The organism is Streptomyces sp. SBT349 (assembly GCF_001083795.1).
In the GTDB taxonomy this organism is placed as follows: domain Bacteria; phylum Actinomycetota; class Actinomycetes; order Streptomycetales; family Streptomycetaceae; genus Streptomyces.
This window is the reverse complement of the sequence record NZ_LAVK01000044.1, coordinates 17,350-31,669: the sequence shown is the minus strand read 5'-3', so window position 1 is coordinate 31,669 and position 14,320 is coordinate 17,350. Positions and strand designations below refer to the sequence as shown.

The 14,320-nt window shown below is 66.8% G+C and carries 12 protein-coding genes; 2 read left to right on the top strand and 10 right to left on the bottom strand.

Translation table 11 applies throughout. The annotated features are described in order from the left end of the window. Positions 1–467: helix-turn-helix domain-containing protein (locus ADY01_RS39695; RefSeq protein WP_199826191.1), on the bottom strand; the 467-nt coding region annotated here is incomplete at its 3' end. A gap of 89 nt (positions 468–556) precedes the next feature. On the opposite strand from ADY01_RS39695, the gene ADY01_RS08335 reads away from it, so the two are divergent. Together ADY01_RS08335 and ADY01_RS08330 are read left to right on the top strand one after the other, a co-directional pair. Then, positions 557–1,024 carry an ABC-three component system middle component 2 gene (locus ADY01_RS08335; RefSeq protein ID WP_049568218.1) on the top strand — a complete coding sequence of 156 codons (468 nt, stop codon included), beginning with the start codon at positions 557–559 and terminating at the stop codon, positions 1,022–1,024. Beyond that, a complete protein-coding gene (locus tag ADY01_RS08330) occupies positions 1,017–2,852 on the top strand; it encodes a hypothetical protein (protein WP_049568214.1) in 1,836 nt (611 codons plus the stop codon). The genes ADY01_RS08335 and ADY01_RS08330 overlap by 8 nt, the downstream gene beginning before the upstream one ends. A 555-nt stretch (positions 2,853–3,407) precedes the next feature. Here the strand turns inward: ADY01_RS08330 and ADY01_RS08325 are convergent. The 9 genes from ADY01_RS08325 to ADY01_RS08285 all read right to left on the bottom strand — a co-directional run bounded on the left by ADY01_RS08325 (position 3,408) and on the right by ADY01_RS08285 (position 13,934). Then, entirely contained in the window at positions 3,408–4,520 is a 1,113-nt protein-coding gene (locus ADY01_RS08325) for a hypothetical protein (protein WP_049568210.1), read from the bottom strand. Next, positions 4,517–4,825, bottom strand: coding sequence for a helix-turn-helix domain-containing protein (locus ADY01_RS08320; RefSeq protein WP_049568206.1), 309 nt, complete (start codon positions 4,823–4,825; stop codon positions 4,517–4,519). The genes ADY01_RS08325 and ADY01_RS08320 overlap by 4 nt, the downstream gene beginning before the upstream one ends. Continuing rightward, complete coding sequence (locus tag ADY01_RS08315; protein WP_049568203.1) at positions 4,822–5,568, bottom strand: hypothetical protein; 747 nt, start codon at positions 5,566–5,568, stop codon at positions 4,822–4,824. Before ADY01_RS08315 ends, ADY01_RS08320 begins: the two co-directional genes overlap by 4 nt. Then, the gene (locus ADY01_RS08310) at positions 5,559–5,855 is read right to left on the bottom strand and encodes a hypothetical protein (RefSeq protein ID WP_049568199.1); all 297 of its coding nucleotides are present in this window, start codon (positions 5,853–5,855) and stop codon (positions 5,559–5,561) included. Before ADY01_RS08310 ends, ADY01_RS08315 begins: the two co-directional genes overlap by 10 nt. Then, entirely contained in the window at positions 5,852–6,643 is a 792-nt protein-coding gene (locus ADY01_RS08305; protein ID WP_049568227.1) for a hypothetical protein, read from the bottom strand. The genes ADY01_RS08310 and ADY01_RS08305 overlap by 4 nt, the downstream gene beginning before the upstream one ends. Before the next feature lie 117 nt (positions 6,644–6,760). Further along, complete coding sequence (locus ADY01_RS08300; protein WP_234320137.1) at positions 6,761–7,408, bottom strand: Crp/Fnr family transcriptional regulator; 648 nt, start codon at positions 7,406–7,408, stop codon at positions 6,761–6,763. Between the two features lie 725 nt (positions 7,409–8,133). Continuing rightward, entirely contained in the window at positions 8,134–9,588 is a 1,455-nt protein-coding gene (locus tag ADY01_RS08295; protein WP_049568225.1) for a hypothetical protein, read from the bottom strand. Between the two features lie 741 nt (positions 9,589–10,329). Next, positions 10,330–12,687: a hypothetical protein gene (locus tag ADY01_RS08290; protein WP_159001040.1), complete on the bottom strand. Its 2,358-nt coding sequence runs from the start codon at positions 12,685–12,687 to the stop codon at positions 10,330–10,332. 77 nt (positions 12,688–12,764) lie between these two features. Further along, positions 12,765–13,934 carry a DNA sulfur modification protein DndB gene (locus ADY01_RS08285; RefSeq protein WP_049568186.1) on the bottom strand — a complete coding sequence of 390 codons (1,170 nt, stop codon included), beginning with the start codon at positions 13,932–13,934 and terminating at the stop codon, positions 12,765–12,767. Positions 13,935–14,320 lie beyond the last annotated feature (386 nt).

The window sequence follows — 14,320 nt, the reverse complement described above, 5'->3', positions numbered from 1 at the left end:
TCCAGCCGTGACTCCACGAACCGGCGCCGCCAGCGACTCACCGTGGACACCGACGTTCCCAAGGTCGCGGCGACGCGCTTGTTCGACGTGTCCTCGGCGCACGCCAGCACGATCCGCGACCGCAGCGCCAGGGCCTGTGAGGTCTTCGCCCGGCGCACCCAACGCGTCAGCTGTTCCCGTTCGATGTCGGTCAGGACCAAACCGGCCTTCGGACGTCCCGGCCGCCCGGCGTCCACCAGACCCTCCACCCGCAAGTCCGCGAATCGCCGGCGCCACTTGCCCACCGTCATCGCCGACACGCCCAGATCAGCGGCAACCCGCGCATACACCACACCCGGCTCCGCACACCGCAACACGATCCGCGCCCGCACAGCCAACCTCGACGAACCCTGCGACCAGCGAACCAACTGGTCACGCTCGTCCGGACTCAACACGAACTCACCGGCAGACCGCCCCGAAAACGACATCCCACAACCCTAACAACTTAGAGCCAGGATTTCAGGCGCAGGACACTAGCGAATGAGAACCGGTTGACATGGTGCGAGGGAGGAGGGGCATGAAACCACTGAACAGCCCGCTGGAGATCGGCGTTCGGGCCCTCATACTGCTGTCGGAGAGCCATCCCGATCCCCTGGACCTGGCCCAGCTGGCGCTTCTGGACCACGCTGCGGTGCACAGCGGAGAGTTCGACGGCCCGCCGAGCCTGCACCCGGACCTCCCCGCCCGCTGGGGCGAGTTAGGCCTGAGGCGCGCTGTCCTCGAACAGGCGCTGCTGGTGCTCATCCGTGCTGGCCTGGCCGAACTCGAAGCCGACGGGACCGGTTTGGTGTACCGAGCCACCGAACGCGGGCCGGCATTCGTGGATGTTCTCGGAGCCCCGTACGTGCTGCGGCTGCGCGAGCGCGCCGAGTGGGCCGTCCACGAATGGGCCCCCAACACGGACGTACGCGCCGCCACCCGGGTCCTGCTCAGCACTTCCCCTCCCACCGAGTCCCTCCCACCGTTTGAGGGTCATCGTGGGTGACCTCCAACTGGTCCACCTCACCTACGCGGGCTCCGGCAAACCGCTGGCGCAGATCGTCTTCGGTCCCGAGCTGACCACGATCTACGGAGCCTCCGACACCGGGAAGTCCTTCATTGTCGACTCCCTCGGCTACATGCTCGGCGGCACCCACCTAACCCTGATCCCCGAGGCAGAGGAGTACACACAGATCCTCCTCGGCCTGCTCATGCCCGACGGCAGCCCGCTGACCCTCGTCCGACGCCCCGGCACCAACTCCGTGCACCTGCACGGCGAGGACCTGCGTGACCTGGTCCACCGGCAGCCGGACGACATCGTGACTGCCGTGCACAACGCCCGCAGCAAGAACAGCCTCTCGATCCACCTCATGCGTGCGCTGGGCCTCGACGGCGTTCTCATCCGCAAGAACGAGGCTGGCGGCACCCGGACCCTCGCACTCACCGATCTCCTGTACCTGTCCGTGGTCACCGAGGATCGCATGATCGCTATGGCCTCCCCAGTGCTGCGCACGGGTACGGCCACAACCCGCACCGCGGAGACATCAGTCATGCGGTTCCTCCTCACTGGCGAGGGAGACCCCTCCATCGACACCGGGCCCAACGCCGGCCAGCGGCGGGTGCACAAGGGACAGATCAACCTCCTGGACCAGCTCGTCATCGACTTGGCCGCGAAGCTCGACACACAAGAGAACGAACGCGAACTACGGGACCGTCTCGCCCGGGTCAGAACCGCGATCGACACGCAGAGCACTGCTCTGCGCGCGGCTGACGAAGACCACCGCGAAGCGGTACAGGAACGCATGGCGTATGCCCGCCAGCTGGCCGGCCTGGACGAGCGGATGGCGGAGGTCAGCGACCTGCTGGGACGGTTCAACCTGCTGGAGGAGCAGTACCGCTCGGACCTGGAGCGCCTGGTCATGGTCAACGAGGCCAGCAGCATCCTTGGTTACTTTCGCGTTGGCACATGCGTCTTCTGCGGGGCCGACCCTGAGCACCAGCATCCCGGCCATAGCCAGCAGGAAGCCACTCAACTCCACACCGCCGTACGGGCGGAGGCCGCAAAGACGACGGCCCTGCTCACCGATCTCCTGCCCACCATCTCCGACCTCGCCCGCGAACAGGAAGCGCTCACTAGGACTTGGCAGGTGACCAAGGACAACCTGGAGACTACGGACGAACTCATCGCCGAAGCCGAAGGCCGACTCGCACCGCTCAGGGAGGGCCTGCAGGAACTGCTGGACGCACGATCCGAAGTCGAGCGAGGACTGGAACTGCACACACGGATCTCGGAGTTGGAGAACAAGCGGTCCCGCCTTGACGGCGAAGGAGCGGTCCCCGCCACCCGGCCCGCGGAGTACATCCCCTCCGGAGTCCTCAGTGACTTCGACTCCGTCCTCCAGCGCACCCTGGGCAACTGGAAGGTGCCGGCGGTCGACCACGCCGGGTACGACCAGTACAACGCCGAGATCCGGGCAGGAGGACGCCCGCGCGCCAGCCGCGGCAAGGGCGTCCGGTCCGTCCTGCACTCGGCCTTCACCACCTCCCTGGCGCGGTTCTGCATCGAACGGGACCTCCACCACCTCGGCTTCGTGGTCCTGGACTCCCCGGTGGTTACCTACCGCCAGCCCGTGGCGGACAGACCGGAAGACCCCGACCTCCCGGACGTCCTCATCACGCCCGCTGTCGTGGACTGCTTCTACGAGGACATGCTCGCCTTCCCTGGCCAAGCCGTGATCATCGAGAACGGCGACCCACCTCTCGGTGTCCTCTCCGAGGCCATCACCTACAGCTTCACCGCCGCCGCCGACGGACGCCCGGGATTCTTCCCGTAACCTGCTCCGCTTGTGGAGAGGTGGCCAATCCGCAGATAGTCGGTAGGACGCTCGTATCCCATTGGCGAGGCATAGCTTGACCGCCCAGCGCAGCTGACCGAGGCTCAACTGAGCGCAGCATATGAGGCGCTGCGGTCTGCCAAGGAGGAGCCCTCAGCGCCGGGGGCTTGACTTCTGTCCAGCGGATCTTGTGAGTGCAAGGCGGCAGGCCGCCAAAAGCGGGGCCGATCTCCCTTTCTCATGGTAAAAACAATGGTCGCGGTGTCGCAGGTGGACGCCGATAGCTGCCGGCTGTTGCTCTCGACCGACTCGCTGGACTGGCCGACGATGATGTTCGGGGCCCTTCAGGCTGACTTCCGCGTGGTGCGGTCCCGCGACTTCTCACCACCTGGAGACCTGCGCCGCCCTGTCCAGCTGGATCGCGGCGGCGCCCCTGCCAAGCGATGGCTCTCACGGGTGAGCCAATCGTGCGGCTCACCCGGCCGATAGATGTGCGGCGCGAGAAGCCCCGGCGGGTGGCCCCGGCAGCCGTCGCCGGTGCCACCCGCCGCGCCGTCAGATCAGCTCCCGGGCCCGGCGCTCCCAGTCCGCGATCCGGGTCACCACGCCGCTAACTTGCTTGACCGCGGCCGAGATGTCCCGGCCGGGTGCCCGCAGTTCCCGGCTCATCTTCACCAGCCACCGCATGCCGACCTCGACCTCGCTGAGAACGCCGACCATCTCGTGGGTGGACTCGGCGGTGCTGATCATCTGCTCCAGGAAGCCGGTCGGCGAACCGGCGCGCTGCTCGGGTGGCATCGTCGCGATGACGTCGAACGCCATCTGGACCGCCGCGTCCATCTCCACCATCTGCCCGGCGAAACGGGTGCACGCCTCCCGGAGGCCGGAGGCCGGCTCGGCCATCGCCTTCCCCAACTCGCTCATCGCTGGCAGCCATGCGCTCATCGGCGTCCCGGGCTGGGAGGCCCGCTGCAGCACCGGACCGATCTGCCGGGCGACTTCGCTGATCACCGTCATGAACCCAGCCATCGTCTCCGTCGTCTCGCCCATCGCCTCCATCTGTTCCTGCACCCGGGCGAACCGGTCGATCAGCCCGGGGGCCTCCGGGTCGTCCGGCTCCGCCTCGACCACAGCCGACGGTGCCGCCGCTGGCAGCCCGAACAGGATCCGGGCCGGGGTCAGTGGCACGAACCCGTTGTGCAGGGCACCCTCCAGCGCGGTCTCCAGGTCCTGCCGCGCCCTGACCAGCCCGCTCCGGCTGCGCTTGAACATGATCGTCCGGATCTGCGAGAGGTCGAAGGGCAGTTGCCCATGCTCGCCGATGTGGATGATGGGCTTGCCGGTCAGATGCCGGATCCCGAGCTCATAAGTGACATTGGCATTGCCACCGGTCAGATCGGCGATCACGATGTCGTCCTGCAGCACGTGACGGCAGATCTGCTCGGTGATCTCGCCCGAGTCGGCGATCCCGTCCGCCCTGACCGGGACGATGCCGTGCCTGGCGCAGGCGGGCAGGATCACCTTCTCGTAGATCTCCAAGTTCTCCTCGAACGCCTGGAGCTCCGGGCTCCTGTCCGGAGCGTGCTCGTTGCCGATGGGCGCGATGACGAAGCAGGTCGTCATTGGCGCCTCCTCGGGCTCCGGATCGGCGACGGCCACGATACTCATGCGTAGTCCTCCCTTTTGAACTCGGTTGCACGATCGCGCTGTTCCGCGAAGTCGGCGCCATCTCGCAGGTCAGCCAGGTAGACGGGGCGCTCCTCGATCCCGAGCGCCCGAAGCAGGTCGGCGGTGGGAATCCGGTACTGCCACCCGAGGCGCAGGACCGGGCAGGGGAAACCGCCCTGGTGGATGAGCTTGTAGGCGGTGGAGGGACTGAGCCCGAGTGCGCGTGCGGCGGTGCGCAGGTCGACGGCCAGGGGCAGGTCGAACGCCTCGCTGAACGACAGCCAGCTGCCGGAGCGAGGAGTCATCGCTGCCCTCCGACCGGACGCAGCGACAGGGTACCGATCCTGCTGCCCTCGCTGGGGCGCCGCGCCCGGTGCACGACCGCTCCGAGGCCCAAGTGGCCTGCCAGCTCACCCAGACGAAAGCTCTCCAGCCGTTCCGGTGTGACGCTGAACCGCACCGTCGCCGACAGCCCATCAGGCCGGGGAGGTGGCGACACACGTAGCTCCCAGCCATCCTGCCAGTCGCTGACCGGCGACTCCGCGGGTGCCTCCACAGCTAGGTGAACGGCGGTCAGCGCCGCGACATCCGCCACCGGTCGCTCCCGGCTGCGGGCCTGGGCAAACGCCCAGACCTGGTTGACGGCGGGGCACAGCAGTGCGTGGCCATCCTCCCGGGCCTGCGGGCTGACGTCCGCGAGTGCTGCCAACAGGGCGAGCAGCGCCTCGGATTCGAGCTCCCGCCGGTCGATCGGCCACCGGATCCCGATCCGGTAGAGGGTTCGCCGCATCGCCGGTAGGGCCAGCCAGAGCACCAGCAGCCGGTCAGGTCCGGCCGCGCCGGTCTCGCGCTGCGCCGCGCCGACGGCCTCGCGCCAGATCTCCTCGCGTAGCCGCGGGTCCGCCGACCTGCCGTACAACGCCCGCCGGGCAGCCAGGGCGGAGAGCCGGACCAGCCCGTCGGCCGTGGTGACCGGGAAGGGCAGGTCGGCGGGCAGGAATCGGTGCTCCAGCACGTCGAACACCCGGTTGTAGGGGATCAGTCCCATGGTGAACCTCCCGAGTCGTCGGTGTCGCCACGCAGGTCGTCCACGATGAGCGAGCAGGCCCGGATGATCCGGTGCAACTCCTCGCGCAGCGTCTCGTAGGGGACCGGAGAGAAGCCGGCCGCGGGCTGCGGCGCGCCGGCAGCGGAGTAGTGGTCGCAGGCGGCGGCGTAGTAATGCACGTCGCCGGTCCGGCCCTGGACGGAGAGGCCCCGGGTGCCCTGCTGGTGGTTGCCGCCCGCCGCGGTATGGCGTGAGGTACAGCCTTCGGCGGACGGATCGTCGGTCATCGGTGTGCCCCGCCGGGCGCCGCCCCGTGGACGACGGACCCGTGGATCACACCCTGGATGGCGGTGCCGCGGACACGGTGCTGCACAAAGCTCGGCTGCTCCTGCTCCGCCGTTCGCGTCGAGGGCTGCGGCCCGTCCTCCGACGCACCCGGCCGGGGCTTTCGCGTGTTTTGTGGGTCCGCACCGGGCAGCTGGACCCAGCCGTACCCGGCGAACCCCTTTTGCTGCACGTGGATGCGGTGGTACTGCTCCGGGTCGATTCCGCGGAATCGCGAGCGCACAACGTCCTGGTAGAGCCGGTCGGAGACCACCACGGCCAGGTTCGCCGACCCGGGGGCCGTCAGGGCCTGCTTCACCTCGGGTGCGTTCAGGTAGCGGGCCACCGCGATCGGGGCGGGGCCGGAGAAGCCGAGGGCGGCCGTGGTCGCCACGCCGGTGTCGATGGCCAGCCGAAGGCGCATCCGCCCGGCGGGCCGTCGGGTGGCGTTGTAGCCGCCGAGCTCGGCCGCCAGGTGCGTGACGTACTCGCCCAGCACCAGTTGCTCGGGAATGCCGGGCGGGAGAACCGCGAACTCCAGGTCGCCCTGCGGCTGGGTGGACCACTTGCCGTGGTCCAGCCCACTGCGTTCGGCTGCCGCCCGCAGCACCCGTTCGAGTTGGGCTTGTGCGGCCTGCTGGTCCGGGGTGTCGAGGCGGCTGTACTGCTCGATGTCCGCCGCCAGGCAGAGGCGGCGGGTGATGTCCGGCCGGGGCCGGCCCCAGGGACTGACGCTCGATTGCGATGTCATGTGAACCATCACCTACTCAATAGCGATTTGGGCAGTTGGCTGAGCTGGACGCCAACTGTGCCGCCGGTGGGGCCATACCTCGGAGCTGGCCGTAAAAAGGCGGGTTCCTTGTTCCTGTCAGCGGCCAGTCGTCGGCAGGAGTCCAATCGCCTGGAGGCGGTGCAGCTTGATCACTTCCATCCGGCGGCTGCCGGTCGTGACGATCCCTTCTGCGCGGAAAGCTGCCAGCGTCTTCTGCACCGTCTCCGGCTTCGCTCCGACGAGCGCGGCGAGTTCGGTGTGCGTGAGGTTGACACAGATAAGGGTGTACGAGTGGGCGAGACGGCCGTATTTCCGGACGGGCCGACCGTGGTTCTCAGCCAGTTCGGCAAGCACCCGGGCCAGCCGTACTCGAACCGGGAACTCACCGAAGGCGATGCGCCAGGAAATTGCGGAGCGCAGGCGGCGGTTAATGATCCGTACGATCTGAATGGCGGCCTCGGGGTACTTTTCGAGGAAGCTCCGCATCGCTCGGCCTTGGACGACGTGTGCGTCGATGTCGTCGCACGCTGTCACCGTGGCCGACCTGGGCACGCCGTCGATCACGGACATCTCCCCGACCACGTCTCCGCCGACACGGATGGCAATCAGGGCTTCGCGCCCGTTGCCGAGCTTGCCAGTGACCTTCACGCAGCCGGACTTCAGGAACACTATGTAATCGCCCGGCGCCCCTTCCACCAGGATCTTCTCGCCGGGCGGATACTTCTGCGAGGAACCGATGTTCAACAGTTCCTCCCGGACCGGCCTTGACAGGCTGCCGAGGAAGCGGGCGGGCCGCCGCTCGCCCGTGTCATCTGTGCCGCACCGTGCTGTCCCCTGAGCCGAGCGCTCCATACCCCACCTCGTAGTCGAACCCGAGTGCTGTCCCGGCCAGGGAATTAGCCCGGGATTTGAGCGGAAAGGGCGTGCGAGAAGCATTGGGTGGTGTGTATCAGCCCCGGGAGCGCGTCGGCGCAGGTGGCACGCCCGAGCCGCCGCCCGCCGTCGGCGCTGCGCATGGCCCGTGATCTTCACCCGCTGTTCGGCAGTCCAGCCCGTACGAGTTCGATCCGGCCACGGCATCACCGACGCCAACTTCGACTCCGCCGCCGACTGGCAGCACGCGTAGCTGTGTTCCCTCACCATTGAGCAGAACTCATGACACCGTGGGTCAGATCTGACGTGGGCAGCGCCCGGCCAGTTGCAGTTCCAGTTGCCTTCGCCTGCGTTGAGCGAGGTTCGGAACTGCGGAAACGTGGCCCCGACCGCGAGAAGCCTTCGTCGTACCGTGGTTGCACTTTTGGTTGCAGTTGCCGGATCTGGACGGCGTGGACCCGCGTGGGTGGTTGGTGGAGCCCGTCTCAAGACTCGGCGCAGCTCACGGAAGAACCGTGCGCGGCGCGTGTGGTGGGTGGGCCGGTCACCATCGAGTCCTTGATCGCCGACAGGCAGTGCCTGGCTCCGCGGACCATTCAGTTCGTGCTCCATCCCATGCTGTGTGCCTCGGGTCCATACGGGCTCCAGCCCTTCAGGTAAGGCTTCAGGTCGTCCGGCTTCGGATCTCGTGGCGTCGGCATGGCGGGCAGTCGACGAAGCGGGTCGACGGCCTGTACGTGACATCGCGCCCATGTCAGCCACTGACGCGCCGCGGGCACCGTCGTATCATCGACGCCGTCCGCATCCGCCAGCCGTCGCTCCAGCGCGTCGCAGTAGGCAAGCAGCACCACCGTCTCCTGCCAGTTCCTCGCTTGTGCGCACAGCACCTCGGCGAACTGGGCGTGGATGGCCTGCTCCTTCGCCTCCGCCATGGCCGCTTTCCAGCGGACCTCAGGTTCTGCCTTGGCCCGCTCCTCGTCCACCTTGTGCTGGGCGTCTTCCACGGCCCGGGCTTCGATCTCTCGAAGAACCGCGCCGAGAACGTCCTCCAGGCTCCACCGTTTACGATCGGCCCAGCGGTGCTGCCGAGTGGATCGGCTGTAGCCGAGTTCGATCACCAGTTTCCGTGAGCGCTCAGGGTCAGTTGACTGCGGGAACTCCTGCTGGACCGTGATGGTGTACACCAAGCCGTCGACGACCACGTCTATTTCGGCCTCACGCCGCGAGTAGCGTGACGGAAAGTGCTGTCCGTTATAGGAGTACTCGCGACTGTGGTGACGGTTGGCGACGGGATGATCCTTCACTTCATGCCCTCGCCGCACAGCCTCGGCGGCCAAGCCCTGCAATAGAAGAAGTGCCCGACGACGGAGGGCAGACGGCATCACAAGCCGCCCCTCGTCATCCCTCAGCTTGCTCACGACCCGATGCGGGGATCGCAGTTGGGCGGGAACGCAGACGGGTGGCGCGTCCCCGGGTGACTGTTTACGCGAGTTGGGGTGCGGGCCCTCCACCAGCGCAATCTGCAGGTCGCGGTCCCACATCCGCGTCTTTTCGATGCGTTTTCCCTGCGGGGCGAGTCCGTGCCGCTTCGCATAGTCGATCACGCGTCGCCATTCCGTTTCCTCGTCCTCGTCGGGACTGGAGATCGTGACACGCCCCTCGGCGACGAGCCGCTCGACGAGGCCGACCGCTTTCGCGCGCCGGGCACGTGCGACTGACCCCTCGCTGTACGGCTTCGGGCTCCGCCTGACAGGTGTGGATTGCGACCTACCGCCGCCTGTCGAGGGGGCTTCTTTCGCCCTCTGGTCGATACCGCTGTCGGCGTATGAGGGGTGATCCGGGTGATGGCCGTGCTCAAGACAGAATTCCCCGGCTTCAGTGACCTGCGCCTGTAGAACCCCGGCGCTGCGCCCGATCGTTACTAGCCCACGGTCACGTAGCGCGTAGGCGGAACGCCGGTCGCCCTGTTCCTGTGTGCCAAGTTCTTCACCGGCCGCGAGCCGACCAAGGAGCCCGCGCTGCCGCTCGTTCAGGGGGGACCAACGATGCATGAACTCAGCCCACACCGCGCCCGGGCCCTCTGCAATAACACGTACGAGTGACAGCTCGCCTTGGGAGCCGTCTGGGAGCCAATCTGCTCCCCGAGCCCCTTCAAGACCACCCGAGACCACCGCACCCCGACGCCCTCACCAGGAGAAACAGCAAACAGGCCGGTGATGATCACGCCCGAACCTCATTCGGGACGAAGAGGTCGTGGGTTCAAATCCCGCCACCCCGACAGAGAAACAGCAGGTCGGCCCCCACCTACTATTTTCAGTAGGTGGGGGCCGATACGCGTGCGTGTCCAACTGCGTGACCACCGTTCCCCGCCCGCGGAAGACCTCTTCCGTCACGGAGGTGCTGAGTGCCCGACCAAACGGGAGATCTGCCCCGGCGGGACTCCTTGGTCGGAGAGCAGTGCCGCGAAGCTGTGCCGCAGCTCCGAGGCGTCCGCTCGCTCGGGACGACGCTGGCTGCATTGCCGATCGTCCGGCGGAACGTACACTGGACGTTTGTCGAGTTCAGCTCGGCGCCCACCTCCGAAGCGAGGATGAGGCCCCGTTCCTGCGCGTCGAGCCCGCAGCTTTCCGGTGTTCGTCCTGCCGCCCGCGGTCCTGTCTGAGCGCGTCGACGCAGCGGCGGGGCAGCCCGAGGGCCCGGAGCCCGCACGTCTCGGGATGGCCATCGCCTGGTCGGACGTCGCGTACTCCGGTCCGGTCCCCGGACAAATGGACCTGCCAGTGCCCTGGCAGCTATCCGGAAAGGCCTATCTCCTTCGCCAGGTCGTCGAAGGCGGGCATGACGGCGAGTACAGCACCGGCCGCTGCGCGCCGCGCTTCGTCGATGAAGTCGTCTTCGGGCAACGCTTCGCCGGCATCCTTGATCTTGTCGAGCTTCTGCTGGAGGAGAAGGAGGGAAACACCGACTCCAACGGCGTACTGCTCCCGGGCCCGCTTGTCGCTGGTCAGCTCCTTGTTCCGCGCGGCGAGGTACTTCTTGAAGGGCGGATACTCCTGATTGAGCAGGACAGTCGGGATGAGCTGTTCGCCGAGGGCCCGCAGCTCTGCGTAGTCGGACTGTTGGTTGGCGAGGATGGACGCAGGTACATCCTCGACAGACCCGACGGTGACGCGTTCCCAGTTGTCTTCTGACTCGTGGCTCGTCCACCGGAGTGCGACATTGCTGCCCGGTCCAGGCCCTCCCTGCCCTTGCGCTCCCTTGGTGGATTTGCCCGTGCCCGTGCCCGTCCCGTTGCCAGGGATGTCCTCCACCAGCTCCAGCCTGGTGACGTGCTCCATCCTGTGTCCCAGCCCACCTGCCGCACGGATCCAGTCCTCAAGCACTATGCGGAGTTCGTATTTACCCAGTTCTGCGGTTTCGGGCACCGCCACCATGACCCGTACGCGGCCGTTGCGTCCCTTGCCCGCGGTGATCTCGAAATCCTCGACGATGTCGGGATGGTCGCAGATGGCGCGGAGACGTCCACGTCGTTCGTAGAACGGGTCTTCGACATCCACGGTGTAGGTGATCGAGCGAGTGGTTCCCAAGATGGCCCGGACGGTGGCCGGCCCTGTGATGAGCGTAGGGTCCGGACGCAGTACCACGGGCTTGAGCCCCCCTCCACCGCCACCCGTTCGGCCGGCCCCCTGACCGCCGCCGCCGCCGTTGCCGTTGCCGTTGCCGGAACTGAAGGAGAACCCCTTCACGGTGAGCGCGCGGCTGATCCTGCGCGCGATCTCCGCCGTCGGCTGGTCGCTCTTGTCCTGGTAAGAGGCGCGGATGAGCGCGTTGTTGGCCTCTCGGAGAACGGCGGAATCCCGAATCAGCGCCCGGACGGCCTCTTCCAACCGAAGGGCAACGTCGCCCCTCACAAGCTCGCTCCGGTCTGCGGTGAAGAGACTGGTACGCAGATGAATGGGCAGTTCATCCGTCTCCACGATGACGAGCAGGCGGTCGTAGAGCCTGTTGAGGCCCGCTTGGTCCCGCACCTCCCGCGGGCTCCAGTGATGGTGTACCTGCCCGTTCGACGTGAATAGCACGGCGTGGTCGCTGGCCAGGAATTTATCGCGACCGCCAGGGTCCTTCGGACCTCCCGCGAAGAGCCAGTAGCGCACGGGCAACTGATACGTCCGGCCTTGGTGGTTGAAGGGCAGAGTCTCCTCGCCCCGCTCGAAGTCGTACTCCGACCTTTCCAGCCGGTGTGCCAGACCTCCCAGAGGGGTGCTGCGGCCCCGCGTCGTGTTGTTGACGAACCGGGTCGGGAACACGGGGTGGACGAGCCGGGTGTTGGTTACGACGTCGAAGGACTTTGCATCGCCCTCGCGCCGACGCTGGACACCGTCAACCCGGTAGGAAACGAGGGCCACATGGGTACCGGGCTCGAAGTCGTCGTAGTCCTCGTGGGGACACGACCAAGGCTCTGCCGTGTCCCCTGCGGCATGCCACTCGCGATCCACAAGGTAGTAGGCCGTCTGGCCCTTGGTGTTGTCCTGCCACTGGACCACGGCAACCGTGATCCGGTCCTCCTCACCGTCCTGCAGGAGCGCCGGAGCACGCCGGCTGACGACCACGACCGCCTTGGCGTTGCGGTAGGTCATGGCGCCACCGAGCCCGAAGGCCCCCTGGAGGTACAGAGCGTCTTCCTTGTTGCTGCCTCCCAGCGCGAAGATCGTGTTCGGCACGCTGGTAGGCGTCATACCGCAGCCCTTGTCCCTGAACATGGCCGTCAGGCGTTTGGTCTTGCTGGCCGGTGCATCGGAGTCTTCGAACGTGGTGACGGCCAAGTTCGACTTCTCACCGGAGTCGAGATACTTGAGAAGCTCGCCGGTCGCCTCGAAAGGGGTCTCGAACGGCACGTTCGCCCTTGAGCCGTAGTGCTGCAGAGCAAACCGCTCGATGACGCTGTCCTGCATGTTGGTCACGAGCTCGATGAGCTTCAGATCGTAACTGCCCGACGACCCCATCAGGCCGAAGTTGTTCCACTTGTCGCCCACCGGACGGCGGTGTTCGGCGGCGAAGGACTGGGCTATCAGCTCTTGGACCGCCTCGGCGTCGGCGAGGGTGGCTGCGTTCAGGGCCGCATGGACGATCTGCTGGTTGAGTGCCGACACGAGGATCTCCTGGTGTGCCTGGACTGGTAACTGCATGCGAAGTTCGCGACGAAGAAGATGTGAAACTGTCCGGTGGCTCAGTTCTTTCCGGAGCCGGGGCCGATGTGGCCCACGAGCACCTCGGCCGCACCCTCCCAGGCACCTCGACCGGCGACGGCCTTGAACGTCACCGGATCCACCAAGGTACCGACGAAGGGACTGTTTCTGCCACGCAAGAAGTCGAAGTCGTGAAGCTCTCTCATGCAGGCGGCGAGGTGGCATTGCTTGTCCTCGAACGCCACCTGGTGCACGGCTGCGGCGATGGCGTACAGCAGATTTGCGCTCAGGAGCCATGTGTCGTTCCTGAGCAGCGCTACGCCTTTCTCCCGCGCCAGCGACTGTTTGAGCGTCGGCAGCTCCCCCAGTCCCTGCCAGAAGTCCACGATCTTTGAGATGGAACCCTTCTCGTCCGATGCGATCTTGAGCTCCACTGCGTCCTCCCAACCCCGCGTGTCGCGAAGGCCGGTGCCAACCAGGAGCGTTCCGCTGGCATAGCGCAGCGTCTTGTACGACATCGTCTTGGCGCTCAGCTTGCCCGGCGTATCGGTGAGGAACTCGACGCGACGGCCCTCGGCGAAGATGGGGATGTCGTCCCGCTTGATGATCTTCTCGATCAGGACGCGGTTCAGCGCGCTCCGACGGTCCATGGACTGACCGATGCTCGCGCTCAGGGGTTTGGCATTCTTCTGGAGATCGGTGAAGTCCTGAGCACGGCGCACTTGGTCGTCGTCGAGCACCACGATGATCGGCTGCCCGCTCGTGGCCAAGCGCTGATAGACGTCGTCGTTGAAGTCGCGATGCGCCTCGACCACGTCGGTGTAGGCGCCGGTGCGGTGGCCGCCGTCCCCGACCTTGAACTTGGCCCCCGGCCGGACGTACAACACCCCCGTCTTGACGGCCTGGCCATCGGGGGCACCATCGTCGGGAACGAACTTCGCATCACCCTCCCCGATGTACACCAGAATCGAGTTGAGAACGTACTCCTCGGTCTCCTCGATGTACTTGGCGATGCGCTGCCGGTGAGCCTTGTCCTCCTTGCGGTTGGTCCCACCGCCGGACAGCGGGTCCCATACCTCCCGCAGCCCCACCACACCGGTGTAGTCGATCGGCGTCATCGCCGTCGCCACCATCTGCCGGCCGCCCATACGGTAGCCGATCGCCGGATATGGAACGAACCCGAACATCTGCTGTTGCTTCGCCTCGACCATCACTGCTCCTGTAGACGTGACTGACCTGTCTCACGTAGTGAATGACGCTACGTGAGGTAAGGCTACACCGGAGATGTTGGTTCTACGTAGCAGGCCCCACTACGTGAGAATTAATCAGCGCACGCCGCTGAGGAGTGAGAGCACTAGCTACGCGTACACCCGCGACCCGCGACCCGCGTGCCGCGGCGAGCAAGGCTCGCGCCCGCTCCGCGTTCAGGGCGGTGCTGGGGCGGCCGGGGCGCCCTTCCGGCACGGTGAGGGCAATGACAGCATGGTGGGGACCGCTCACGCGTCGACGCGTACTCGATCACCGGGTACGGGACGGGGGCCTGAGGCGGTCCCGGATCAGGCAGGGCCGGCCTCTTCCGCCCCCGGGCACTCCGATC

Excerpts from the sequence above, each read along its gene's own strand:
- ADY01_RS08310 (WP_049568199.1), bottom strand. The coding sequence starts at position 5,855 with ATGACCGACGATCCGTCCGCCGAAGGCTGTACCTCACGCCATACCGCG.
- ADY01_RS08315 (WP_049568203.1), bottom strand. The coding sequence starts at position 5,568 with ATGGGACTGATCCCCTACAACCGGGTGTTCGACGTGCTGGAGCACCGA.
- ADY01_RS08320 (WP_049568206.1), bottom strand. The coding sequence starts at position 4,825 with ATGACTCCTCGCTCCGGCAGCTGGCTGTCGTTCAGCGAGGCGTTCGAC.
- ADY01_RS08295 (WP_049568225.1), bottom strand. The coding sequence starts at position 9,588 with ATGCATCGTTGGTCCCCCCTGAACGAGCGGCAGCGCGGGCTCCTTGGT.
- ADY01_RS08305 (WP_049568227.1), bottom strand. The coding sequence starts at position 6,643 with ATGACATCGCAATCGAGCGTCAGTCCCTGGGGCCGGCCCCGGCCGGAC.
- ADY01_RS08325 (WP_049568210.1), bottom strand. The coding sequence starts at position 4,520 with ATGAGTATCGTGGCCGTCGCCGATCCGGAGCCCGAGGAGGCGCCAATG.
- ADY01_RS08285 (WP_049568186.1), bottom strand. The coding sequence starts at position 13,934 with ATGGTCGAGGCGAAGCAACAGCAGATGTTCGGGTTCGTTCCATATCCG.
- ADY01_RS08335 (WP_049568218.1), top strand. The coding sequence starts at position 557 with ATGAAACCACTGAACAGCCCGCTGGAGATCGGCGTTCGGGCCCTCATA.